Origin of the sequence: Clostridioides sp. ES-S-0190-01 (assembly GCF_020658275.1) — a bacterium.
Taxonomy (GTDB): domain Bacteria; phylum Bacillota; class Clostridia; order Peptostreptococcales; family Peptostreptococcaceae; genus Clostridioides.
In genome coordinates, this window is record NZ_JACVWA010000039.1 from 108210 (window position 1) to 131816 (window position 23607).

Sequence of the window (23607 nt, forward strand, 5' to 3'; positions counted from 1 at the left end):
AGTATATTTTTTAAATATGTACAAATATTAAGTACATGAATTTATTTAATACTAAATAAGATTTTTTGATTACTTTGTGCTAAAATTAGGATGTAATTTCGTATCATTAAATTAATTATAAAGTCATTTTGACCTTAAGTCAATATTTTTTATGTCATTTTGACCTTAAATTTGCAACTATCTATATTTTAAAAAGTCTTTCTGACATTAATTGAATGGAGAGTGTTTATGGATACTTTAGGAGAAAGAATTGTTTATTTAAGAAAAACAAAGAACCTTAAGCAATATGAATTAGAAGAAATGTTAAACTGTGATAATTTGAGTAAATTTGAAAGAAATATTAGAAAACCAAATTATGAGATATTAAAATCCATAGCTGATATATTTAATGTTTCTGTAGACTGGCTATTAAATGGAGATAATATATCACAAGAATCAAATTTAATTTGCGATTCCTCACCAAACTATCCATTTAATAGCATCAGTTCTAATGAAATAAAACTTTTAAAAAATTTTAGAAAACTAAGTGATTATGATAGAGCAAAAATAGAAGGTATGATTGAATTAAAACTTCATGAATATGAAAAAGAGAAAGATTTTGAAAAAACTGAGTATGATAAAAATAGAGATAAAAAATAGATAAATAATTTTTATGTTGCTTTTGATACGATTTTACATCATTTCTTTGCTCTAATATTTTTATTTCATTTATTTTCTTTTTTATAGTTTTATGATAAAATAATTAGTATATTTTGCTTTACTTGAATGTAATTATTTATACAAAAGTCAAACATAATATAAATGTAGTAAATTTTTAGTTTCAAGTAATCTCTCATTATTATAACTAAATATTTATTAAAATTAGGAGGATAAAATGGGCTTAAAAGACAAATTCGCGCAATCATTTGCTAGATCAAAAACTATGAGTGGCCCTGAGAAAAAGGCTAATGAAATAATGGGTAAATTACTTCTTAAGAAGGCTATATTACCTATCGTTTTAATGTTCGTGATAATAATCGCTGGAGCTATGCTGAAAATCAATTCTTGGGTTACACTTGGCATAAATTTAGTTATTGCTGTTGGTGCTTTCTTCTACATAAGAAATTCTAGTAAAAAGTATCAAAACTTTAAACCTTATGTTGGCAATTTGATTAGTTTAGAGAAAAAAGGTAAAAAAGAGTATGTTGCTATTATAAAACAAGGTAAACTACCAGTTAAATTACAAATTGCTTATGGTGGTGAAGACCTTGAACATATTAAGAAAAATCAAATGGTTCAAATAAGTTATAATCCAGATGCTAAGATAGCTATTTTAGTTAACAGACAATAATTTAATAAAAAAAGAGGTAGCATTATGCTACCTCTTTATATTTTGTTAATTATATTATTTTTAATATTTGATTTATTTTTATTTTTAAATTCTAATTTGTTCAGTTTTATTTAGTTTTTCATTAATCCGATTAATTAGAAATTAATAATTTTCATATATAATATGTTCATTTTTTATTTATTTTGAATATAATTTAAATATATTTTAGTACAATTTCAAAAATATCTTTTCTATCTTTCCCAATGAATTCAATATACTTATTAGCATCTTTATTTATTACTTTAAAGGCTTTCCCTCCTATTGAAAATATATTATTTGCTATTTCATTTCTATAATCTTATTAATATAAAAGTACATTATGATTGCAATTGCTTTATACACTTCGCCATAACATAATAGTGTGTATTCAAATATATCTTGTGAAAAATCTTCTTTTATGCTTTTATTTAAATTTCCTTCTGCTATTAATTTTACAACTATATATTTGCTTCTAATATAATAATCAGTATCTACCTTACTATCTACAAAGCAAGCTTCAATTAGTATTACTGGTGCTCTAGTATGATTAAGCCAGTATAGATCTCTTGTGTTATTTTTGGGGTCTCTATTTTTAAAAACTGTTGAAAGTTTTGAGTTGACTTTTTCTTCACATATGTTCCCATCATTTGTCTTATATATTATTTCTGTTCTCATAGGATTTAGAGTTGTTTTGTTTGCATTAAAGTAGATTTAAACTGCTAGATCTATATCTTGTTTGTTGCCTATCTGACATTGTTCTGATAAATAATTATCTGATTTATTAGTTTTATCAGTATATGTTGTTACTCCTCCTAGTTTTAGCCATTTTATTATCAGGTCTGGATTCTATTTTCTTTTCCTTCATATATATCCAACTGCTCCTATGCCTTTCCCAACAATGTATGTCCTGGTACTACTATTACTTTCATGTTACTTATCACCATCCTTAAATTGTTTGTATGTTTGGTTTAAGCCTATTGAAATTCCCCAGCAAATAACTCCTTGCAATATTGCATTGGGACTTAATCCTAATATCCATATTGAAAAAAATATTCCAAGTAGCAATAACACAACTGGAATATATTTGTTATTTAATTGTTTATATTTTTTACAACATTCTCCTATAATATAAAGAGCAGCTACTAAAATTAGTAACTGCTCTGGTATAAAATTCATTAAATTATTCATGTATTTTCCTCACATTAAAATAATTTTACTTGAATTGCAAATATAAAGAACCCTACTAGAGTTGTAATCATTGTTCCAATTAGCCATTTTAACATACTTGTAAGTGAGTTGAGATTTTCACACAATGCTTTTAACTCTGCTTTAGATTCTATATTTGCTACTTTTAACTCGTCTATTTCATCATTATGTTTATTTATTGTTACTTCATGTCGTTTCAAATTCTCTTTGAAAAGTTCTTCATTCATGAAAACCTCCTAATTAATTGAAATAAAAAAGAATTAAATTAAAATAAACCTAATTCTTCAATTTTTAAATCAATTAACTTTAATATAATTTTATATTATTCTATACTGTTAGTATAATAAGTACAAATAGATAGAGAAATAGTTTTTATTACAAAATAAATAAGAAATAAAACTACAATTGTACATAAAGCCATATAGAAAACTATTTCTATACTTTTATTTTCAAATAAAGTTTCTAATCTTTTATTGATTAGCATAATCCCAAAAACAACAACTTCAATTGGCAAAATTTTGAGATAATACTATCAAATATATTTGCTGATAATATGTTTTCTCTTGACATAATTTTTAGTTCATATTTAAGTCTTATAATTTTCAAATGAAGTATCTTTTCTTCGTTTGTATTTATACTACTTAATCCGTCCTCTATAAGTTTAAACTCTTCCTTTATCTTTTCTACCCTATTATCTTCTAATTTTACAACTCATTAGGATATAAATTCTTAATCATCTTCAAAATATACTTAACTATATTCCTAATACTATTGGCCATATTCTGAATTATATTCATAGTATAATTTCTTCTTAACATTTTTATGAATCTTAAGAAAATACTACAATATAAAAGTTTTAAAATCAATAAAATTTCTGCACTATATAGAATAAATCTATTGTTTTTCTTATCTGTCATTTTTTATATATTATAATCGCTCATTTGATACTGTTTTTTGTATTAAAAAAGGAACATTCCCTATACTGTAGGTTCTGCTCCTTCTACTACTCCACTTTCTCTAATTATATAATCCTCTACTGCTTTTCTGTACTCTGTGTTAGTTACATCATCCAGTTCAAAAGGTCTATTTTTTAAAGGATTCAGTCCTTCATTTAGTATTCTCTCTGCCAATATTTTTACAACAACATTATTTATATTCATTATAAAATTCCTCCTACTTTTTCATTTTCATTTAATAAAATTTGATTTTCTAACTCTTGTATTCTCTTTTCTTCATCACTCATGAATACTGGTATTTCTTCTAAGATAGGTTGTTTAGTTTCTATATTTATACCTGTAACTCTATTTTTAGTATAATCTATACTTCCATATGGAACATCAATCCAATGTAATTCAGTTATTGTATCATGTTCTAATACATCTCCTGTTGCTTCTCCTATCTGTAGAAGTATTTTTCCAGTTTGGTCATAAATTATTCTATTTGCTCTATTCATTATTATCACCTCTATTAAGTATTCATAAATTTAACAGCACGCCAAGTATAAGTAAAACTTCCACTATCACCTGGTAAATAAGCAGGAACCTGAACGCCATTAGCATTAAACCATACATCTCCTTCATTATTGTTATAAATAAAACCATCACCAGTATATTTATCGCTACCACTTGAGTGACTATAAATTAATACAGCAACAAAATCTTGTTTACCACTTGTAGTAAAACCACAACAAGCAAATGTAAGATATTTATAGTCAACTCTATAATTACTGTCATAGTATTCGCAGTCAGATACAAAAATATTAGGTTTAAAAGCTAAATTATTAATTTTGAGCCATCCACCAAACTTAGAAGTTGTAGACCTTTTATAGTTATAAGCAATTTTAGTTCCGTCGTTTCTTTGTGCAACAGAAGTACCACCTGCTACTTTAAATTGAGAATTTAACTGTGTTATAGTGTTATTAGCTTGTGTTAATTGGTTCATCAAATCTTGTACGCTAGCGTCTGACGAACTAAATGCTGTTCCAATCATTTCTCCTATTTCTACTAGTGTATTATTTAATGTAGCATTTACATTTTTTAATGCTAATTTATTAATAATATGTGTTTTTCCATTTATAAAACTATCTTTTATTATTGATACAGTATTTGCTATATCCTCAAGTGAATCGTCAGTTTGTGGCGGTTGTACTCCATTTGACACACTTACTAACCTTTCATTTGCTCCATTTGCATCTGTTGCTTTTATCTTAATTGTGTGTATTGAATTAGCTTCTAATGTATAGTTAAATGTTTTTTCTAGATATAAGTCTGATGTTATAGTTTCTTTTAAGGTATCATCTAAAAATAGCTCTATCTTATTTAAGTTATTGTCTAAGTCTGATACTATGAATTTTACTTGTGTACTATTAAATTCATTTATTACTATTTGAGGTAAATTATTACTCCTAGTAAATGTATATGTTCTCGTTGCACTTGCTCCATTATTATCTGTGGCAACAATGCTTATTATATTACTAGAACCTATTCCAAGTGCTAATATTTTTGCATCTGTTAGCACAATTTCTTTTTCTCTATTTTTTTCTATATTTGTGATATTTTCTAAAATAGTAGAATTAAGTTTAGTAACAACATTTACAGTATCTCTGTAATCTAAGTCATTTACTGTGTACTTTAAAGTAAATCCTTTACTTTTATTCCCTATATTTTCATTTGTACCACTTATTGTTGGTGTGCTATTAGACTTTATAAATGTATAGTTTCTATAAATAGCAGATACTCCATAGCCACCTGTAACTTCTATTTTAATCTTATTGGTAGAGTTTAATTGAAGTGACAAGACAAGTGAGTCAGGCACATTTATAGTGTATTGAGTGTCTTTTACTGCTTGCTTTGTATCAAATAAAACATCATTTAGATATACTTTTACTGTGTATGTGTAACTATCTTCATTTGTTATTGTATAGTTTATACCAAATCCTCTACTCTTAGAGCCCAGCGAACCATCTGTTCCACTTATGCTTGGTGTTGTAGATTTGTATTGACAATCAAAGTAACAATCTTCATAATATCTAGTCCATTCACTCGAATTTTGTGGTGAAAAAAAATAACTATAGGTTAATTTGTAACGATTGCCTGGATATGCGTCAAAACTTCCACTTCTATCCCAACCAACAGTATTACCATCAGGCAATGTACAATTCATCATATCATATGCACCATTGGAATCGGCGACCTTATTTTTATCGCAATAGTCCCATGGTTTTATAGCAATTTTAGTAGCAGGTTTTTGTACTGTTATAAGTGAAGGCACATATAATCTTGGAAAATGAACTCCCATACATATCACTTCCTTTCTTTTTTTATATAGGTAGCATTTCTTTTAAACTGTTTATTAAACTTACTCTAGTTGTATTCACACTAGTACTTAACTCATCTATTGCCTCTTGCACATTTGTAGCATTAAGTTTACTTGTGGTATTATTATAACTTGTTTTATCTGCTGTTGTTTCTATACTATCTACACTAGTCTTTACCTCATTTATTGCACTAACTATATTTGTTTTATCTGTTGTTTCAAGTAGTGTTGTATCTCCTATTTTTCCATTTAAATCTGTCTTAGCAGTTTCTATGTTGCTTGTTAACTCTGTTTTAGTTGTATCTATTTTAGTGTCTAAGTCTTGTATATCTTTAAGTGTGGCAAGTATAACAGTAGGGTCTACTTTCAAATTTACACTTGAAGTATTAGAAACTACCAAAATAATTCTTATAATTAAATCTTTTACACTTCCAGAATCAACAGTTGGTTTATAAGTCTCTGGATATTTAGATACAGCTATAAGCTTATTATCTGAATTAAATATACCAACTTCCCTTATCATAAATCCACCAATACTACCTGGTATTACAGTTTCTATAACTATCCAATTAGAATTTTCATCGTCTATTTTTACATTACTTATATCACCTTCCCAAACAACCTTTTTAAGAGATGTTTGTTCCTCTGTTGGATTGTATTCATTTCCTCCACCATCTCCAAGTTGTAACTTCACTAAGTCTACTTTCTTACCAAGAGCAGTAGCATTTGCAATAGATGCTTTACCTGCTTTAGTCAAAATTGTATAATATTTTTGTTCTGCCAATTTATATCGCCTCCTGTTTAGGATATAATATCACTTTTTCCATACTTCTATCATTTCCTGTAGTAATACTTATTTCTCCAAATATATCTATATTTGATGGTGTCCATGGATATACAGTAACTGTTTCTCCTGTATTTACAGCAGTTCCACAAAACAATTCATTTTTATTCAACAAAATCATTTTAAACCTATGTTCTAAATGACATGGCTTTACACTTTCTAATACTTTATCTAACTCTACAATTGAATTATAACTACAATTATTAACTACAAATTCTAGTATAAATATAAATTCATTGCTAAGAACTTCTACTTCAACATTAGTCTTTGTATAGGCCTCACATATGTTTTTTATAACCTTTATTTTAGTTGTTCCTAAACTTCGTATTTTGGCTTTTATGTTACTTCTTCTAGTTTCATAATTTAAATCTTCATTATTTTGAATGCAAAGTATTTGTTCCCACATATCAAGACCCCATGTGGATGTATCAACAAACATTTGATTTATAGTATCATCAATATTTTCCTTCAATAAAGATAATTCAGTATCATAAGAGTTTTGTATTGCTTCAACTATATAATTCTTATAAAATGATGGAAGTTTATCAATTAATTTCATAAAACTTCCACCTCACTAAAATTTAAAGTTGTAACACTAGGTATTTTATCATCCTCAATTTTTATGTTATCTGTTGAATTATTTACAAGTAAATTACTTAAATCATGAACTCCAGAAGTACTTATTAAAATACCCAAAATTTTTGTATAAACAATTTCTCCAGTTATGGTTCTAAAGTACTGATTTATATTTTCTAAAAAGCTATTTTTTACCATATCCAAAGTGTATCCCCCTTCTAATTCCATAGAAGCACTTATACTTATATTTATAGGTACTGGAGTAGTTACTGTTAAGGTTGGCCCTATTGGCATTTCTTCTTCAATATGTTCTCTACATTTATTTATTATTTCTTCTTCAACAGACTGATTATTTTGACCAAATAGAAGAACTTTAACTGTTCCAGCGCCATTCCACCTTGGATATATCTTTGCATTATATACACCATCAACCTCTAGAGCCCATTCTTCATAATGAGCTTTATTTCCACTTGTTGCCTGATTCTTTTGTATTTTGAAAAACCTTTCTCTCAATTCTTCATCAGTTTCAATTTCTGTACCACCTGAAAATTTATTTATATTTGTTATCTTTTCAACCCCAAATATAGTGTCATTTAACTTAAATTCACAGTCAGATGGTAGATTGTATTTAGTTCCAATTTCTAATGCTTGAACTGGACTTATATTTCCTTCTTCATCACCAATTACAACATCCTTTATTACTACAAATAATAAATCTTTATAAGAGATAATTGTTCCATTTGCTATTTCTACACCATTATCCCCTATAAACTCTACTTCCCCAGTAGCTTCACTACCAAGTTTTCTATATACACCAAACTCATTTACTCTTTTATCTAGTAACTGGTCATAAGTATCTTCAATAAAAGCCATTTTATGTATATTAGAAAGTTCAACATACATTTTAGCAAGTTCAAAGTTATTTCCAGAAACCATATCATTTAAAAAAGAGCCTTCTCCTTTATAAACATCTAGATTTATATTTTTAAGAGTTCTATTTTTTATTACTTCATAGGTTTGTTCACTATACATTTATTTCCACCTCCCCATAGATAGTGGATATTTTTATATCTGCACTTAATACATCTTTTTTAAAGTTAGTATTTAATACATTTACTTGTAGAATGTATGGATTCATCAATAAAGCTTCTTTTATATATCTAGATGCTTCACTTTCTGTAAGACCTTTGCTGTACTTTTGCCCTATTAAATCAGTCAATTCAGTTCCATAATCATCTGAGTAAATTTCATGTTCATATTTATTTGTTTTTATACACTTATAAACCCAAACTCTTATGGCCTCATTTTTTTCAACAGTCTTAAAATCCCCATTTTCTAATATTGGTTCGTCTTTTTCAAAGTCCCATGCTACTTCACAAAAAATTGGTAATTCTTCAGTTTTAGGTAAGATATAATCTTCTGGAACACCTATAAAAGGAAATATCGTACTCATTACAAACTCACCAACTTACTTACAACAGCAAATTTCTCGCCTATTCTAAACATTATTACCATGTCTCCAGATTCAAGATCGTCTATAAAAGGATTTTTTACTTCATGTTTATGTTCTTGCTTTGTTTCTGTATCAAAGGATTCTATCTGTCTATCAAGTATCCAGCTATCTATTAAAATATCTTCTTTTTCTAATATGATGTTATTTGTCTCTATTTTTAAATTTGGTAATTTATTTTTAATTTTTCCAATAAAAAAAGAAGGTTGATTATGATACTTCCCTTCTTCTCTCATTATTCCTATAAATTCATTAATCGGATTTGCCATTATATCACCATCCTCTAAAAAATCCTTCTAGCTATGTTAAAGTCTTTTCTGCTATTAAAATTACTTACTCTAATTTTTTTACCTTTACCAGGTGCTTCTATAAATTCTCCATTTCCTATATATAATCCAACATGACTTACAGGATTATGGAAAAATACTAAATCTCCTGCTTGTAAATTTTTTTTCTCTACTTTCTTTCCTACTGTGGATTGTTGGCTTGAAGTTCTTGGCAAATTAATACTAACTTTCTTAAAGCAATAAACCATTAACCCAGAACAGTCAAAACTATTTGGTCCATTACCACCCCATTTATAAGGCTTACCTAGATGTTTTTTTGCTTCTGATATTACTGTTTTAGCTTTATCAGATACATTACCAGCGTAACCACCAATAATAATCTTTCCTTTTCTTCTTCCAAATTTACTAGCTTCTTCAACATTTCCAAATAAAATATCTATGTGGTATGTTCCATTCTTTTCTATAGTTATTGCAGATCCTACATCATTTACTTTATACACTCCGTCGCGTCCAGAAACTCCTGTAATTACCTGTATTTCATCTCCATAGTTCAGCAGAGGATGTTTATTTAAAAACTCTTTTGTGTAGTAAGTTTGTTCATATTTACCAACCATAGGAGCAGCACAAGTTTTTTTAGATGGGTCAAGTTTTTTCTCTCTACAGTCTGTATCTCCACCTTCTTCTTTTCTAGGGCAATAAGCTGTAAATTCTGCTGTAAACTCCGTTCCTCCTGTATAACCTTCTCCTCCTAAATTACTTTCTTCTTTAGGTTCATCTTGACCTGCTGACTTTTCATCCATAAGATTTTGAAAGTTTAGTTCAAGTTCAATTTGATACTCTCCATTTTGCCATGTATGTTTATCTGTATCTATATAAAATAACCCTACAAGTTTTGTATAGGAATCCTTAACTTTTACCCCTCTGCCAGTTATACAACTTACATCTCCATAACCTCTGAGAGAACAGCTTTTTTCTATACCTTTAAACTCACTATCCACATCTACATCTTGATTTTCTTGTTGCTGAATTACTTTTTGCATTATTACATTTACTTCTTTAAAAATTTCACTGTCTACTTTTTCACTAATCTTACTTCCATACTGGTCTACTACTATCACCTTATTTTTTACATTTTCCATACTTTCTGAAAAAGTAGTATTTATAATATTAAATCCCTCTTCAAACATAACACTTAGTGTAACAGTTCCTTTTTCAATAACATTAAACTTATCTAAATTGGCTTCTATCATATACTTTTTCTTAGTCTTCTTGCTTGCCTCTGTATATGCACTCATTATAGTATCATATCCATTTACTCCTATAAACATCTTAGTATGCTTAACATTAGTCTTTGCTATTGTTCCAACTGCAAGCTTATTTTCAGCAAAGACTTGCTTTGCTATATCTTCAACTAACTTGTCTTTAAAGTTGTATGACACTTCACTTTGTGTAAGTAGAAATCCCATATCTTTAGATACAAAACTAATTTCATTACTACTTGAATCTTTAGACCTATTAATTATCATTCCTCTAAAAAGCTCTTTCTCATCTACATAAAAACAAATCGTACTAGCTATTGGTATATCTATTTGTTGAAAATTCACATCAAAAGAGGATTGGATTATTGAAAACTCTAGAGTTCTTGATGGAGATTTATAATCACCTGACCAAGAAACTTTATCTACTATATCAGTTATATCATATATACTTCCATTTTTTATGTGTACCCAAATTTTAATAATAAAAAATCACCTGCCTTTTCATTTAACTTTATCAGCAGTTGTTTACAACTTATTATCCATAATAGTTATTTTTTTGGAGTTACCTTTGGTATTTTTATTCTTTTATACTCTTTTAAATCTAATGTAAAATACACATCTCGAGTCCCATCTCTTTCTTCATAGCTAAAACCCTCAATTATGACCTCCATATTTATATTTGTTTCTGTAATTGTAAATCTTAATATAAGCCCTTCATTCATCCATTTTTCAATCTTATTTACACAATCATATGGTGATGGAAAACCTGTATAATCACAAAAAGTATAGTATTTATTTGGAAAAAAACTTGATATTGAAATACTTTTAAGAGCTATACCTCCAAAAGTTGCTATTTCACCTATTTTGAGTATACTAGAAGAGTTTACAGCAGCTTTTCCATTAATACTAAAGGAAGATGGAAATACTGGAAATCTAAATCTATCTTCTGCTTGTCTAAGCCACATTTCCATTATAATACACCTCCTAATTGTGCCATTTTTATACTTGAAACTAATTTTGATGTAATTTTTTCTATATCAGCTTCTTCTCTAATTACTATTGTATCAGCTAACTTGGCTATGCTTATATTTCCACCACTTTTTCCGCTTCTATATTGATTGGCTTCTTGTTTAGTTAGAACCATTTCCCCCTCATGAAGTCTTGTTGGGTAGTCATTATAAGGTACATAGTTTAATCCAAATGCCTTTCCAAACAGTGCACTTATATCAGGATTTGTACCTGAATCATGAGCTAATCCACTGTCCATACCTTCTTCTTCATATTTCTTTCTTCTCTCTGTAATATATTTACCTATTTTAGCAGTTATCGGGCTTTCATTTATAGACTTAACCATCTTCTTCCATGAATCGCAAATTAAATTTATAAAATCAGATAAGTTTTTTAATGCATCAAGAAAAGAATCTAAAAGTGGCTCCAAAAACTTCCATGCTTCTTCTAAAATTGGACCTAATGTTTCCCATACAGTTTTCCATACGTTACCCATAGTTTCAATAAAATAATTTATTTGTGGAGCATGCTCTCCTAAAAAGGTAAAAATTCTTGTAATAATTGGACTAACAACCTCAACTACAGGCCCAATTAGTTGAAATGCTGTAGTTACTATTGTACCAAATATACTTATTAACCCTTGTGCAATTGGTGATTTATTATTTATACTGTCTAGTAAATTATTTACTAAGTTTACTACTGGTAATAATGAATCCATTAGTGCAGTAAAGTCAATATTTTGTAATAGTGTATTTCCTGTATTAACAATTGCTTTTGGAGCATTCCCTATCATTCTTGCTGCACTATTTTCAAAATTTTCTTGTTTATTTTCAGTCATCATTTTACGCTTTTCAACCTCACTAGAAAGTCGAAATTGGGCAGAATCAGGAAGCCCTTTTTTATTTTTCATACTTCTAAATTGCATTTGTTCATCCTTATTACTAGTAATTCCTCTACCATTCACTACATTACCTATCTTTTCGGCCATTCTTTTAGATATACTAGCTAAATTTGATAACCCACATTCTATAAAAGTTTTTATTTTCTTTATTCCTTGACCTAAAATATCATCGAAAGGTTTAACAATACTCTTCAAACCATTATTAATACTTGTTTGAGCACTTGCTATTATACCTGGTATTGTATTACTCATTTCTTTAGCTAATCCCATCTGCTTTATACTTATACCTTCCAATGCTTCATCAAAAGTTTTATAATTTTCTCCTACCAAAGTATTAAGAGATTCCATATTCCCCTTTGCTGCACTTAAAAAAGCTGCTGATACATCTTGTGTACTACTTGTATCCATATTTAAAGCTCTAACATCTACCATAGCCTGAGTTATATCTTCTTCTTTTTTACCCCCAGTAATATTACTAATCATTTTAGCTTTAGTTCCCATTGCAACAACATCTTCAGGATCAAAAGGTGTATCATTTGCCATATCTACTAAACGATTATAATACTTATCAACATCTTTTTTACTAGTACTCCCAGTATTTCTTTTCATTACACTTTCTAAAACAACTTTCTGATTTTGCTCTTGACCAAGTAAGTCAACACCCTTTTTCACAGCAACACCTATAGTAGCACCATTTGTTAAATCTGATATCTTCCCCTTTATAGAACTAAGTATTCCACTCGCCATATCCTTTACAGCTATTGCACCTGTCCATACCTTCCCTGCAAACCATCTCAACTTAGGAAATACCTTACTTATAATACTACTTGCCATATCTTTAAGATTAACAATTCCTTGCCAGCTATTTTTAATAAAGTATTTCAATTTTTCCAAGAGATTACTTACAACACCCTTAGCTGTATCCTTTATTTTTATTACAACTGGCCATGCTTTGTCACTAATCTTTTTTAACTTTTCAAGTACTTTACCAAGTACCTTTTTTGCACTTGAATTTTCTATCTTTAACCTTATATTAGAAGCAAGGCTTCTTAGGAAACTTATTTTTGAATTAGCTTTTTCAATCTCTTTAGCTTTAAAATCAAATATTATTATAATTTTGGCATTTGAGTTCAATTCATTTTTCTTTTGAATCAGCTTACTGAAATAATCAATAATCATAGCTATAGTTACTGCTAGTCTCATAATACTTCCATTTAAACTTCCAATCGTTCCTGAAGCAGAATTTATACTAGAACTTAATTTTGTCATAGTAGAACTTGTACTACTAGCAGTAGTCTGAACTTTTCTTAAAGAAGAATTCAAACTATTTAATGTACTACTTGCACTTCCAATAGAATTTTTTATACTACTAGCCATTACATTAGTAGAAAGAGAAACAGCCACAGTTGCTCTTCTAAAAGTATCCGTTACTGATATGATTTGATTCATCTTTGGAGTGTAATTATCTGTAAGATACATATTTATACCTTCTTCTCTTACATTACCCACTATATACCACCTCCTGTCAAAGGACAAACTCCGTATCCATGCTTCATTTTTTCAACTTCCTCTTCAATTTCTAAGGCGAAAAAAGCTTCAATAAGCTTTAATTCGCCTTTATCCATTGCATAAAAAAGGGACGGTCTAATACCTTTTGTCTTCCAATAATAATACATTATTGTAGTTTTGGTATCCGTCCCTATTAGTTTTTTACCTCTTCTATTACTGCATTTTTACCATAACCCATTACATCTTGAAGGATTCTGTATAAATTAGTAATTTCACCTGGTAACAATAGCTTTCTTGCCAATTCCTTTGGAGTTGGAGCCTTAAATTTACTCATTAATTCCTTGTTTTTAAATAAAAGCTTTCCATCTAAATCACAAACACCTTCTATAATTGTAAGCATCTGCATCTCTGGTAAGTCTATATCCGTTTTCATATTTTCATCAATTTTAAGACAAGTATTTTGTATCTCCTCATCTTTACTTATTGTTAAAGCTTTGCACATTACTTTAAATTCCTGATCAAATATACTTGATAATCTCTTAAGTTCAACTACAGTACTTGGTCTTTCTAAATTGTCTGTATCTGCATTTAAAAGTAAGTCTACTATATTTATATTTTTTGATAATCCATTTTCACTCATTATTATCTACTCCTTTATCAATCAATTTCTATTAACTAACAGCATTTATTAACTATATATTTACTAACTATCCAGATAAAACTAAATTATATCAAGGAAGTCATACTCAGTAAATGTGAAAGGAGCCTCTATTTCTCCTTTTACTCCAACTTCCCAATCAGCTAAAGTTAAGTCATCAAAAGCTATATTTTTTACTGCTATTCTTTCTGCTCCATAAGAATCTGGGTCATTTAACTTAGATATAGCTACAAATCTAGGTTCAGAACCTCTTTTTATCTTTTCTCCAATTAACTTATGCATTCTTGAACTGACATGATATAAAGTTATTGAACCTTTCCCTTTATATCCCATATACTTCGTATCAGTTCCCATTTGACCTGCTATTATAATATCTTCTTTTGTAAATTCCATCTTTGCTTGAAATTTCTTTACTTCTGCCACTTTATCTCCATCAAGCCAAAGTTCTCCCCAAGTACCACTCATTACATTTCTAGCTTCCATATTTGCCATATTAATAATCCTCCTATATTTCTATTGATAAATCTATATCTTCCATAGCATCTAGTGCTTTTATTGTTGCTTTTAAAAATACTTTAGAACCAGTATTAGCTTCTTTTATTTCTTGTGAAGTCATATAAGATAAATCTATTCCCTTTAATTTCAAATAAGATTTTTGTGCTTCAAAATCTATTTCAACAGTAGAATTGGACTCTATAAGAGCAGATTTTTCTAGTTCTTCTAAATAACCTTTTATCGATACTATTAATAGGCATTTATTATCGTAACTATTAGTAACTTTTCCTATATAGTCATCTATAATTACCTTTCTTATATCACTATGTATAATATCCAAAGTGTCAACTATCTTGATTTTTTGGAACATCTCTCCTTTTTCTTCAGTTAAATCAGTTAAAGAATTTATTCCTCTGGCAATTCTTATAGCTCCAGCTTCTTTAATAAGGATAAGCTCTCCATTATTAACTTTTGACTCTGCATCAGCTTTAGTGCTTTTAGGTATATCAATAACATCACCAAGCTTAGTATAAGTTATTGATTGACTTAAAGGTGTTCCTGCTATAATACCAGCTATTCTACTCGTAAACTCCTCAGCACTATACTTCTTTGTTCCAACTAATGTATCTTCTGTAGTAAAATTAATTATTCCCTCATGATTTCCTGCAACTTTGCCCAATATCGCTTTAACTTTAACCTTATCTGTATCTCTAAGTTTAATTATCCAGCTTTTGATGACATTCTTATCAGCTTCTATTGCTTTAGGCATACATAAATAATTAAATTCTTTAGTTTCTAAAAAGTCTAAGGAACTTTGAACCTCTTCCTCTTCTCCTAACACATAAACTAATACTTTATTTGGTGCATTGACATTTCCCATCAAAGCCATATTTATATAGTCTTTATTTTCAGCAGATAAATCAGCTGGTATATCTTCTTTTTCATGTATTTCATTAAATCCTAGTGCTTTGGTATCTTTAAGCACCATTGCAATTATTCCTCTAGCTGAACGCTCTTTAACAGTTGTAGCTAGCTCCTTAAATGATATATTGATACTTGGTAATCCTATAGCCATACTATCACTCTCCTAAGTTTAAATTTATTTCTTCCATATTTTCATATACTTCTTCTTCTTCATATACACTATCAAGAAAGTTTAATGTAATTGAAAAGTTCAATGTATAAATTGACTCCTCTTTTTTAATGCTTTGTTCAATTTTAGCTATATTTAATTTTCTATCTCTTACATTTACAGTTCTATTAAATAGCTTATCAAGTTCATCTGAAACTTCATACATTCTTATATTATTTGATTGTGGTCTTGGTAAATACTTTATAGACATAACAACATCTTTGTTGTTTGTCTTTAACATTATGGGTGTACAAAGAACTGATACCATACTTACAAAAAAACAAGACCCTTCTGAACCTTGCATACTTTCATCATCAATAAAAATACTTTCATCAAAACTTTTTTTAAGTATATCAATAATTGTTTCTAATATTTCTTTGTTTTTAAGCAAATAATCACCACGCTATCACTAAATATTTTTTTACTTAATGTGGCAAACTTCTTATGAGTAGCATAAGTAATTTTTAAAGATACATCTAATTTCTCTATTGTTATGTTCCCTCTATATTTTTAGGTAATATCATGTTTCTCAATTCCTCACCTCCCTCACTATAGATTTCTTTCACAATAACATTATCTCATGTATTTCAGTGGGTGTTGTTGCTATAGTGTGTATAAAGTGTTGTAAAAGTGTTATGTTTTTTATAATATTTCACTTAATTTACAAATCATCTTTTTCTTTAAGTTGTAGCAAGAAGTTCTATCTAAATGCAATTTCATAGAAATATAGGTCATATTATTTTTAGTCTTACTATTATAAAAGAGATTAAAAAATTCCATCTCCATATCATTTAGACAAGTTAGAGCATTTTCTATTTTTTCCTTTTCTATTTCTATATCATCTTTTTCCATTTTTAATTTTCTTAATCTCTCCTCTTTTTTTATAACTTCATTTTCAACAGAAGAACTTATATTATATGTAGTACTAGTTTTTTCAGTATAAACTACAGCTCCACATCCAAAGTATTCATTTTCACATCTTTTTATATCTAGGTTAATATTCTTTATCTTTACATCCAAATACTTGTAATTATGTAATCTTTCATCTACTTCCTTAAGTAATATATCTTTTTTATTATCCATTGTATTTCTCCTTTTTATATTTTATTGTCTTTAGCCTTAACTTTATAATGATAGTTTCTAATCAATAGCCTTATTGCAAGTTCCACAAACTTTAAAGAACATTTTGTTCTATATATATTCAAAAAATTTTATTCATATTTTGTTCTGAAATAACAGAATTTTTTATGCAAAATGAATCATAACTTTTTATGCCTATTTCTACTCTTGATATATAATTATTTGTAATTCCCGCTTTCTCCAAATTTAGTTTGCGACAACCTTATAGATTCTCTGTAACCTTTTAAATTATTTTTAAACATACTTTTCTCCTCCTAGTATAATTAAGAATATTTTGTTCTTATCTATATTCATTATATAGAATTATTTGTTCTTTATCAATATTTTTTAGAAAAAATCATTCTTTTTTCTTTTATTAGTTTTAATTTTTAGAACAATTTGTTATAATTTATACATAAGGTGGTGTTATAATGTTTGCCAAAAGATTAAGAGAACTTAGAAAGGAATTTGGATTTACTCAAAGAGAACTTGGTGAAAAAGTAGGAGTTTCTCAAAGAGTTTTAGGATACTATGAAACAGAAAACAGATTTCCTGATGAACATATTTTAAATAAATTGGCTGATGTATTTAATGTATCAGTTGATTACCTTCTTGGAAGAACCTTGGTTAAGGAAAATATTGACACTGTTGCGGCACATAGAAAAAATCCACATGAAGACTTACCTGAAGAAGCTCAAGAACAACTTAATGATTATATAGAATTTTTACTAAATAAATATAAAAAAAAATAAACTATATAATGAGCAGATTTATTTCTCTGCTCTTTTAATATAACTTTTCATCAAACATACATTCTATATTAGGGGGATTTTTATGAATAATTTGGATAAACTTTTTGAATTAGCTTCTCAGGAAGAGATAATAATTCATTATACCACTCATATTGCAGGTGACTTAGAAGGATTATATATAAACAGGCATGGTATAAAAGTTATATCATTACTCAGTAACTTAAAACAAAATACCAATAAACTTACATCCATATTAGCAGAGGAACTTGGACATCATTTCACTAGTTTTGGATACTATATATCCTCTTATAATGATTATTACACAAAAATCATTATAGATAAATGTGAAAATAAAGCTTTAAAATGGGCTTGTGAATTTTTAATTACAGAAGAAGATATAATAAATATAATTAATTCTGGTATTACTTGTGTTTATGAAATGGCTGATATGCTTAATGTAGATATCAAATTTTTTCAAAAAAGATTGGAATTCTTATCATTAAAAAAACAAACTTTACCACTTGGTAATAATAAATATCTTGTATTAACTAATTTGCCATATTTCTACATATTTGATCCAATTTCATAATAAAATGGTAGTAATTTTAATTGACTTAATAGCAAAAATCTATATATTTATTTTAGCAAATTTTGGTTTCTATAAACTCAATATTAATATATAATAATGATAGCACATTATTTAAAATTCTAAAAACAAATACATGCTTTTTTAAGAAAGGTTGTTTGATGAATGTATAAAGAAAAGTTTTTTGATAATTATTTTAAGTTCTTAGCACTATTTTTTTGGCCAATTATGTGGTATAAGTGGATAGTAATTTCAAATGGTACTCTTGAAAATACATTATTTACTGCTTATACAATTGTTGCAATTATTTACATCATTTTATACTCAATATTTATAATAAAATATAAAGACATTACACAAATAGATTTCTTTTACAGGATAAGCACTTTACTTGCATTCATATTTACTCTTTTTAGTTTCTTGATATATCCAAAGAGTTTATTTTTCTTGTATCTAAAGATAGTTTTTACTGGAATATATTTTTATTATTCAATAGTAAAAACACTTAAATTTAAACATGAAGAAGGAATAGTGGGAATTATGGCCTCAATTCTATTGATTGTAATCACCTTGTTCTATTAAATCTAAGTCTATTTGACTTAATATGACTTTAAATGTTAGACATATACATCGTTTTCTGATATTATTTAAGTTGGTAGCTTTATATTAATAATGAAATACACTATAAAAGGAGTTAACTATTATGGAAAATATGGAAAAAAAAGTTTTAGTAACAGTTGGAGAAAAAGAGATAACTAATATTGATATTGAAAATGCATTAAAATCATTAGATCCTTATCAAGCAATGCAATTTAAAACTGAAGAAGGAAAAAAACATTTATTAAATGATTTAGTAAACCAAGAACTATTCTTCTTAGATGCTAAGGACGAAAAATTAGATGAAGAAGAAGTGTTTAAGTTAGAAATGAAAAAAATAGAAGCAAATGTATTAAAGCAATTTGCTATAAATAAAGTTTTATCTAGTGTTGATGTAACAGAAGATGAAAAAGTAAAATTCTTTGAAGCTAATAAGAGTTCTTTTTCTAAACCAGAAAGTGCAACTGCTAAACATATACTAGTAGATAGTGATGAAAAAGCTAAAGAAATACTTGCTCAAATAAAATCAGAAGAAATATCTTTTGAAGATGCTGCTGTTAAACATTCTTCTTGCCCATCTAAAGATATGGGTGGTGATTTAGGAACATTCGGTAGAGGACAAATGGTTCCTGAGTTTGAAGAAGCTGTATTCTCTATGGCTAAAGGTGAAGTAAGTGAACCAGTTAAAACTCAATTTGGATACCATATAATAAAGTTAGAAGACCTTCAAGAAAGTACAGAATCTACATTTGATGAAGTTAAAGATGAAGTTGAAAAAAGTTTATTATACCAAAAACAAAATGAAGTTTATGGAAATAAAATAAATTCTCTTAATGCTAAATATGGAAATCTTGTAAAATACAACGACTAATAATAAAACAACAGATAAAAAAGGCTGTCTTATCTATAATTTTTAGAAAAGACAGCTTTTATATTAAAGTTTAAGAATTTAATTTCATATTATTATTCTTTTATTACAAAGAATAGAAGTAGAAACTTGAAAAGTTTCAAAAAATTTTCTAATTATCATCTGCTAAATTTTTATATCCACGTATTATCTCATAACAATAACCTATTACATCTCTTCTTTTTATTATCCCAATAAATGTATCTTGGTCATCTATAACAGGAATAAAATTTTGATTTAAAGATTTTATTACTAAATCTTCAATATCTGCATTGATGGAAACAGGAGAATTATCCATTTTTCTATTTATATCTGTTACTGGAACATCTTCCAATCCTTTTAGGTCCAGATTTAAGTCGTTTTTTAATGTCCATAAAAAATCACCTTCTGTTATAGTTCCAATATATTTACCCTCTTTGCTTATTATTGGAATTGCAGAGTATTTGTGATATTCCATTTTTTCTAGGGCTTGCCTTATAGTGTAGTCTTCATATATATATGCTACTTCACTTTTTGGTGTTAGAAAGAATAATATGTTCATTACACTACCCACCGTTACCGAAAACTTATAAATATTATCCAATATTTATAATGTTACTTTTTTGCAGTAACTTTCTCCTTTCTCATTTTCTAAGTATTTTTTAGATACTATACGCTGTAACAAGCGTTTTTCTTTTAATAGCTTTAAATGTCTATACTTTATTAATATTTTTATATGGTCTATCAGCGTCACTTATTCTTTTTATAGAAAATTAACTAGAGGTTAATTGACTTAAACTTAGCCATAATAATTTTACTCTACACTATTAATTTTAACATATTTATCTTATTATTAATGCCTTTATTTTAATAATTTTAATTTATTTTGCAATTAATTTAGTTTACAAAAAACTGAAAAAACCGCTAAACGATTAGCGGCTTATCTGTCATATTACTAGAATACTAATATATATGAATTTTTAATTATAATCTAACTACGTTAGCAGCTTGAGGACCTTTAGCTCCATCCACTACTTCGAATTCAACACTTTGTCCTTCTTCTAATGATTTGTATCCATCTCCTGTTATAGCTGAGAAATGTACGAAAACATCTCCTTCACCTTCTACAGATATAAATCCAAATCCTTTTTCATTGTTAAACCATTTAACTACACCAGTTTTCATTAATAAATCCTCCTAAAAAAACACAATTATTTAGCTACTCTTTTCTGTAACCTTATTACTACTTTATCATATATAGCTATGTTTGTCAATTATTATTATTTTTATACATTAACAATCATTTTTTTTAATTTATAATATTAAATCATTGTTATCTTTTATACTTTATTTTTCTTTATAAATTTTTAATAGTTTATTTTTATTATATGGAATCTTATAGATTTATCACTCCAACCTAAATCCCATGGCACAAGCATTCTATCAGTATTATGACAGGTTACCAAAGGATATCCTCTTGAATCCAATCCCGTTACAGTCGAAACATGTGTTATTCTACCTTTTTTTTCATATCCTACAAAATCTCCAGGACGTAGATTATAAGCTTCTTTGTAAACATCTTCGTAAGAACCTTTAGCTATTAATGAACCTCTTCCGCTATAGAGAGCATAATTTTTAAAAGCTTGCGCATTTACCCATGCTTTTGTTCCTGCTCTTTCACTATAATTCCAGATTGAATTTTTCTTAAACTTTCCACTTTCAAACATTATCTGTGATGCAAAGTTGGCACAATCTCCACCTTCTGGATTATAATCTCTATAATTTGGATTAAACTTCATACCATGTTCTTCATCTGCTGCTGCTCCACAGTATTTATGTGCATAATCTATAGCCTTCTTTTGCTCTTCTGTAAGCTGTAACTCTACAGCATTTTGTTGACCAATATAGCTTCTTATATCATCAGATTTTATATTTTCTAAATTTAAAGAATCTGCAAAAGGGTCTGTATACCACTCTTTAGTTATTACATATTGATTATCTATGATTTTTACATTTAGATAGTGATATGTACCTATTCTAAATACATTTTCTTTGTCCTTTTGATTTTCATATGAGTACTTATACTCAGTTGATACAGAACATATTATGCCATATAAGTCTTTTTCTTTTTCTTTTATTTTTTTAACTTTGACTCTTGTCTTTATGTCTTTAAACTTTACACCTTGTTTACTAGACCAATTTTCTAAATACTTCATCTTTTTTACTTCATTTTCATAAGCCCAAAGACCAAACTTTTTTTCTGTTTCATAAAGACCTTTTAAAATATTTTCATTTTTCTCTAATATTGCCTTATTTCTGTAGTCAAATAAATTTTCAAGCAATAACTTATACTGGTCTTTTACATCATCACCTTCAACAGTAGCAGATTCTATAACTTTTTCTTTCATATTTTTCATACTTAAATCATTAATTAAAAATACACCTGCTGTAGTAGCTAAAGATAAAAATACAAATGCCATTATACCTTTGATGTACTTATTTTTATTTTTCAGTATTTTCAAAGCTACACCTCCCAAATAGTACACCTTACGAATAAATTCACAAAAAAGCTATTATTATATACAATAATTTTCATATTTAATAATTCTCTATCTTATTATGTCCAATATTAAAAATTAATTGTATTGATACACTGTTTTTTTTACAAATTTTTATTTTATAATCTACTTTTTTCTTTTTTTTATAGTAATATATATGTATATAAATATTTTGATATCATTATGATTAATACATACTAATGGAGGGTTTTTTATGCAAAAAAAAGTCGCAGCAATTAATGACTTATCTGGAATAGGAAAATGTTCATTATCAGTTGCTATACCTATACTTTCAGCATTAAAGGTTCAATGTTGTCCATTTCCAACAGCTATACTTTCAAGTCAAACTGGTTATCCTGAGTTTACATTTTTAGATTGCACTGATGAGATGGTAAAATATTCAACTGTTTGGAAAAATTTAAAAGTCAACTTTGATAGTATATATAGTGGTTTTTTAGGTTCAAAACATCAAATTGAAATAGTGGCAAACTTTATAAATGATTATCCAAATGCTTTTATCGTAGTTGACCCTGTAATGGGCGATAATGGAATTATGTATCCAATCTTTACAGAAGAAATGAGACATGAAATTAAAGAATTAGTTAGACATTCAGATTTAACTACTCCTAATTTAACAGAAGCTTGTTTCTTAACTGGAAATGACTATACAAAAAAGGATTATAATAGAGATGAACTTATAAATATTGCAAAGTCTGTATCTTCTTTAGGACCTAGTAAAGTTGTAATCACAGGTATATTAGAAGATGATAATATATTAAATTTAGCTTATGATAGAGATACTGACCATATATTCTTTACTTCTGTTAAATACAATAACTGTTCTTATAGTGGAACTGGAGATATATTTACATCTATACTTTGTGGTATGCTAGTGAATAACCATGACTTAGGAATAGCTGTTAATACTGCAACAGATTTTATATATAAAACGATAAATTATACGTCTCAATTTAACACTGATAGAAATGATGGAGTGATGTTCGAAAACTTTTTATCAGATTTAATTAATATATAAAATTAACCACAAAAATTATCCATTT

General features: G+C 27.7%; 29 protein-coding genes. 6 read left to right on the forward strand and 23 right to left on the reverse strand.

Features of this window, described 5'->3' with window-relative positions; translation table 11 throughout:
• Nucleotides 1-228: 228 nt before the first annotated feature.
• Nucleotides 229-639 carry a helix-turn-helix domain-containing protein gene (locus IC214_RS14405; protein ID WP_227836130.1) on the forward strand — a complete coding sequence of 137 codons (411 nt, stop codon included), beginning with the start codon at nt 229-231 and terminating at the stop codon, nt 637-639.
• 235 nt (nt 640-874) lie between these two features.
• Nucleotides 875-1330: a hypothetical protein gene (locus tag IC214_RS14410; RefSeq protein ID WP_227434279.1), complete on the forward strand. Its 456-nt coding sequence runs from the start codon at nt 875-877 to the stop codon at nt 1328-1330.
• A gap of 318 nt (nt 1331-1648) precedes the next feature.
• Here the strand turns inward: IC214_RS14410 and IC214_RS14415 are convergent, their stop codons facing one another.
• The 20 genes from IC214_RS14415 to IC214_RS14510 all read right to left on the reverse strand — a co-directional run bounded on the left by IC214_RS14415 (nt 1649) and on the right by IC214_RS14510 (nt 17131).
• A complete protein-coding gene (locus tag IC214_RS14415; protein ID WP_227866765.1) occupies nt 1649-2023 on the reverse strand; it encodes an N-acetylmuramoyl-L-alanine amidase in 375 nt (124 codons plus the stop codon).
• A gap of 255 nt (nt 2024-2278) precedes the next feature.
• A complete protein-coding gene (locus IC214_RS14420; RefSeq protein ID WP_227823686.1) occupies nt 2279-2536 on the reverse strand; it encodes a phage holin family protein in 258 nt (85 codons plus the stop codon).
• A gap of 14 nt (nt 2537-2550) precedes the next feature.
• Nucleotides 2551-2781, reverse strand: a complete 231-nt coding sequence (locus IC214_RS14425) for a hemolysin XhlA family protein (protein WP_227823685.1) — start codon at nt 2779-2781, stop codon at nt 2551-2553.
• Between the two features lie 750 nt (nt 2782-3531).
• Nucleotides 3532-3714 (reverse strand): hypothetical protein, encoded by a 183-nt coding sequence (locus IC214_RS14430; RefSeq protein ID WP_227823684.1) that lies wholly within the window; start codon nt 3712-3714, stop codon nt 3532-3534.
• Nucleotides 3714-4007, reverse strand: a complete 294-nt coding sequence (locus tag IC214_RS14435) for a hypothetical protein (protein WP_227866766.1) — start codon at nt 4005-4007, stop codon at nt 3714-3716. The genes IC214_RS14430 and IC214_RS14435 overlap by 1 nt, the downstream gene beginning before the upstream one ends.
• Nucleotides 4008-4021: 14 nt before the next feature.
• Entirely contained in the window at nt 4022-5851 is a 1830-nt protein-coding gene (locus tag IC214_RS14440; RefSeq protein ID WP_227823682.1) for a hypothetical protein, read from the reverse strand.
• Nucleotides 5852-5873: 22 nt separating this feature from the next.
• On the reverse strand, nt 5874-6653 hold the full coding sequence (locus tag IC214_RS14445; protein ID WP_227866767.1) for a phage tail protein: 780 nt from the start codon (nt 6651-6653) through the stop codon (nt 5874-5876).
• 1 nt (nt 6654) lies between these two features.
• Nucleotides 6655-7272 carry a putative phage tail protein gene (locus IC214_RS14450; RefSeq protein ID WP_227434277.1) on the reverse strand — a complete coding sequence of 206 codons (618 nt, stop codon included), beginning with the start codon at nt 7270-7272 and terminating at the stop codon, nt 6655-6657.
• Nucleotides 7269-8321: a baseplate J/gp47 family protein gene (locus tag IC214_RS14455; RefSeq protein ID WP_227434276.1), complete on the reverse strand. Its 1053-nt coding sequence runs from the start codon at nt 8319-8321 to the stop codon at nt 7269-7271. Before IC214_RS14455 ends, IC214_RS14450 begins: the two co-directional genes overlap by 4 nt.
• Nucleotides 8314-8742, reverse strand: coding sequence for a DUF2634 domain-containing protein (locus IC214_RS14460; protein WP_227823680.1), 429 nt, complete (start codon nt 8740-8742; stop codon nt 8314-8316). Before IC214_RS14460 ends, IC214_RS14455 begins: the two co-directional genes overlap by 8 nt.
• Nucleotides 8742-9068 carry a DUF2577 family protein gene (locus tag IC214_RS14465; protein ID WP_227866768.1) on the reverse strand — a complete coding sequence of 109 codons (327 nt, stop codon included), beginning with the start codon at nt 9066-9068 and terminating at the stop codon, nt 8742-8744. Before IC214_RS14465 ends, IC214_RS14460 begins: the two co-directional genes overlap by 1 nt.
• 14 nt (nt 9069-9082) lie before the next feature.
• Nucleotides 9083-10690 (reverse strand): NlpC/P60 family protein, encoded by a 1608-nt coding sequence (locus IC214_RS14470; protein WP_227866769.1) that lies wholly within the window; start codon nt 10688-10690, stop codon nt 9083-9085.
• Between the two features lie 203 nt (nt 10691-10893).
• The gene (locus IC214_RS14475) at nt 10894-11316 is read right to left on the reverse strand and encodes a phage baseplate protein (RefSeq protein ID WP_227823677.1); all 423 of its coding nucleotides are present in this window, start codon (nt 11314-11316) and stop codon (nt 10894-10896) included.
• The gene (locus IC214_RS14480; protein ID WP_227866770.1) at nt 11316-13763 is read right to left on the reverse strand and encodes a hypothetical protein; all 2448 of its coding nucleotides are present in this window, start codon (nt 13761-13763) and stop codon (nt 11316-11318) included. Before IC214_RS14480 ends, IC214_RS14475 begins: the two co-directional genes overlap by 1 nt.
• Nucleotides 13763-13930: a hypothetical protein gene (locus IC214_RS14485; RefSeq protein ID WP_227434270.1), complete on the reverse strand. Its 168-nt coding sequence runs from the start codon at nt 13928-13930 to the stop codon at nt 13763-13765. The genes IC214_RS14480 and IC214_RS14485 overlap by 1 nt, the downstream gene beginning before the upstream one ends.
• A 26-nt stretch (nt 13931-13956) precedes the next feature.
• Complete coding sequence (locus IC214_RS14490) at nt 13957-14403, reverse strand: phage tail assembly chaperone (protein ID WP_227823675.1); 447 nt, start codon at nt 14401-14403, stop codon at nt 13957-13959.
• Nucleotides 14404-14484: 81 nt separating this feature from the next.
• Nucleotides 14485-14913 (reverse strand): phage tail tube protein, encoded by a 429-nt coding sequence (locus IC214_RS14495; protein ID WP_009896262.1) that lies wholly within the window; start codon nt 14911-14913, stop codon nt 14485-14487.
• Nucleotides 14914-14926: 13 nt separating this feature from the next.
• The gene (locus IC214_RS14500) at nt 14927-15991 is read right to left on the reverse strand and encodes a phage tail sheath subtilisin-like domain-containing protein (protein ID WP_227834633.1); all 1065 of its coding nucleotides are present in this window, start codon (nt 15989-15991) and stop codon (nt 14927-14929) included.
• A 4-nt stretch (nt 15992-15995) separates the two neighbouring features.
• Complete coding sequence (locus tag IC214_RS14505; protein WP_227434267.1) at nt 15996-16439, reverse strand: DUF6838 family protein; 444 nt, start codon at nt 16437-16439, stop codon at nt 15996-15998.
• A gap of 251 nt (nt 16440-16690) precedes the next feature.
• Entirely contained in the window at nt 16691-17131 is a 441-nt protein-coding gene (locus tag IC214_RS14510; RefSeq protein ID WP_227434266.1) for a hypothetical protein, read from the reverse strand.
• 467 nt (nt 17132-17598) lie between these two features.
• Here IC214_RS14510 and IC214_RS14515 point away from each other — a divergent pair, with 467 nt between their 5' ends.
• The 3 genes from IC214_RS14515 to IC214_RS14525 all read left to right on the forward strand — a co-directional run bounded on the left by IC214_RS14515 (nt 17599) and on the right by IC214_RS14525 (nt 19973).
• Nucleotides 17599-17919: an XRE family transcriptional regulator gene (locus IC214_RS14515; protein WP_227434265.1), complete on the forward strand. Its 321-nt coding sequence runs from the start codon at nt 17599-17601 to the stop codon at nt 17917-17919.
• 82 nt (nt 17920-18001) lie between these two features.
• Nucleotides 18002-18508, forward strand: a complete 507-nt coding sequence (locus IC214_RS14520; RefSeq protein ID WP_227434264.1) for an ImmA/IrrE family metallo-endopeptidase — start codon at nt 18002-18004, stop codon at nt 18506-18508.
• 709 nt (nt 18509-19217) lie between these two features.
• Complete coding sequence (locus IC214_RS14525; RefSeq protein ID WP_227434332.1) at nt 19218-19973, forward strand: peptidylprolyl isomerase; 756 nt, start codon at nt 19218-19220, stop codon at nt 19971-19973.
• A 148-nt stretch (nt 19974-20121) separates the two neighbouring features.
• Here the strand turns inward: IC214_RS14525 and IC214_RS14530 are convergent, their stop codons facing one another.
• The 3 genes from IC214_RS14530 to IC214_RS14540 all read right to left on the reverse strand — a co-directional run bounded on the left by IC214_RS14530 (nt 20122) and on the right by IC214_RS14540 (nt 22510).
• A complete protein-coding gene (locus tag IC214_RS14530) occupies nt 20122-20550 on the reverse strand; it encodes a CBS domain-containing protein (protein ID WP_227434263.1) in 429 nt (142 codons plus the stop codon).
• A gap of 422 nt (nt 20551-20972) precedes the next feature.
• Complete coding sequence (locus IC214_RS14535; protein ID WP_227434262.1) at nt 20973-21173, reverse strand: cold-shock protein; 201 nt, start codon at nt 21171-21173, stop codon at nt 20973-20975.
• Between the two features lie 182 nt (nt 21174-21355).
• Entirely contained in the window at nt 21356-22510 is a 1155-nt protein-coding gene (locus IC214_RS14540) for an amidase domain-containing protein (RefSeq protein ID WP_227434261.1), read from the reverse strand.
• Between the two features lie 250 nt (nt 22511-22760).
• Between IC214_RS14540 and IC214_RS14545 the strand changes: the two genes are divergently transcribed.
• Nucleotides 22761-23582, forward strand: a complete 822-nt coding sequence (locus IC214_RS14545) for a pyridoxamine kinase (protein ID WP_227851629.1) — start codon at nt 22761-22763, stop codon at nt 23580-23582.
• Nucleotides 23583-23607: the final 25 nt, after the last annotated feature.